Genomic DNA, 1,339 nt, shown 5'->3' on the forward strand with positions numbered 1-1,339 from the left:
ATCGCTACGATCAACAGCCAGCGTACCATCATCATGGATCGCCGTGGTAGTCGCGATGTTGCCCGCCGTACCACCATTGCCAAGCTGCAGCGTGCCGCCACCGACCGTCGTCACACCCGTATAGGTATTCGCACCCGTCAGCGTTTCCGTCCCGCCAGAAACCGTCAGACCGCCAGAACCGGACATGCCGCCGGAATAGGTGCTGCTGGCTTTGGTCAGGTCCAGCGTGCCGTCCAGCGTGCCACTGGCAGTTCCCGACAGAGAACCCGCCGTCGAACCCGCAGACGCCACATCGAACGTGCCGCCATTGGCCGCAACCGTGCCGTCAACCGTGTTGCCGTCCAGCGTCAGCGAACCGGCCGTCTGGGTCACATCACCCGAGACGGTGTTGCCCGCACCCAGCGTCATCGTCCCGCTGTTCGCCGCACTCGCCAGTGTCCCGCCCGTCGCGCTGAATGTCGCACCAGACGCATTCGTCACAGCACCTGCCGTCGTGTCGCTCAGCGTCGCCGTCCCGCCATTGTTCGCAACAGCCGCAAGCGTGCCACCTTCAGCCGTCAGCGTCCCCGTGTTCGTCGTCGTGCCAGCAACCGTGCCGCCATTGACATCCGTCGTCCCGGCAGTCGTCAGCACGCCTGCAACAGAACCCGGCAGGCTGAGGCCTGCACCAGACGCCACCGTCGTCACACCCGTGTAGGTATTCGCACCCGACAGCGTCTCCGTCCCGCCAGAAACCGTCAGACCGCCAGAACCGGACGCCACGCCGGAATAAACGGTGTCAGGATCTGCCGCCGTCAACGTCAGCGTCTGGCTACCAAGATCAATGCCACCGGCTCCACCCATATCCTTGACCGATGCACCAGAATTCGTCTGGCTGATATCAAAGATCGCACCTTGGGAAACATCCACAATGCTGGAATCAGCAATGCTGCCAGCCTCCCCCAATCCAAGCGTACCATTCTTGACACTTGTCGAACCGGTATATGTATTCGTCCCAATCAGTATCTGGGCACCACTGCCATTCATGATGACAGACACGGGACCCGCATCATTGTCTCCCACAACATCAGAAGAATATATCGTGGTTGACGGAGAAAATATTTGAGTATTCGGAGAAGATTCCTGAGCATAGACAGGCGCTAGCCCATACGTTGCCACGCCACACAACAGCGATGCAAGAAAACCGACTTTGGCTACACAGGAAGGAAACCCAATCAAAGATTTATTGTTTCGCGGATCGACGCGGAAATCTCACAGAAGGGTTGTACATCGGGTTAGATTATGAAAAAGTCTGTTTTGCACAAAAGAAATTTTCGTAAGCTATAAGAAAACCCGATGC

1 protein-coding gene and 1 pseudogene are annotated in these 1,339 nt (G+C 57.9%); both read right to left on the bottom strand.

Going from position 1 to position 1,339, the window contains the following annotated elements; translation table 11 throughout:
• Nucleotides 1-843: autotransporter-associated beta strand repeat-containing protein (locus tag CFR71_RS15750; protein WP_338065949.1), on the bottom strand; the 843-nt coding region annotated here is incomplete at its 3' end.
• 108 nt (nt 844-951) lie between these two features.
• Nucleotides 952-1,026 (bottom strand): annotated as a pseudogene (locus CFR71_RS17295) (autotransporter-associated beta strand repeat-containing protein); the annotation flags it as partial.
• Nucleotides 1,027-1,339: the final 313 nt, after the last annotated feature.

This window comes from Novacetimonas pomaceti, from assembly GCF_003207955.1.
In the GTDB taxonomy this organism is placed as follows: Bacteria; Pseudomonadota; Alphaproteobacteria; order Acetobacterales; family Acetobacteraceae; genus Novacetimonas; species Novacetimonas pomaceti.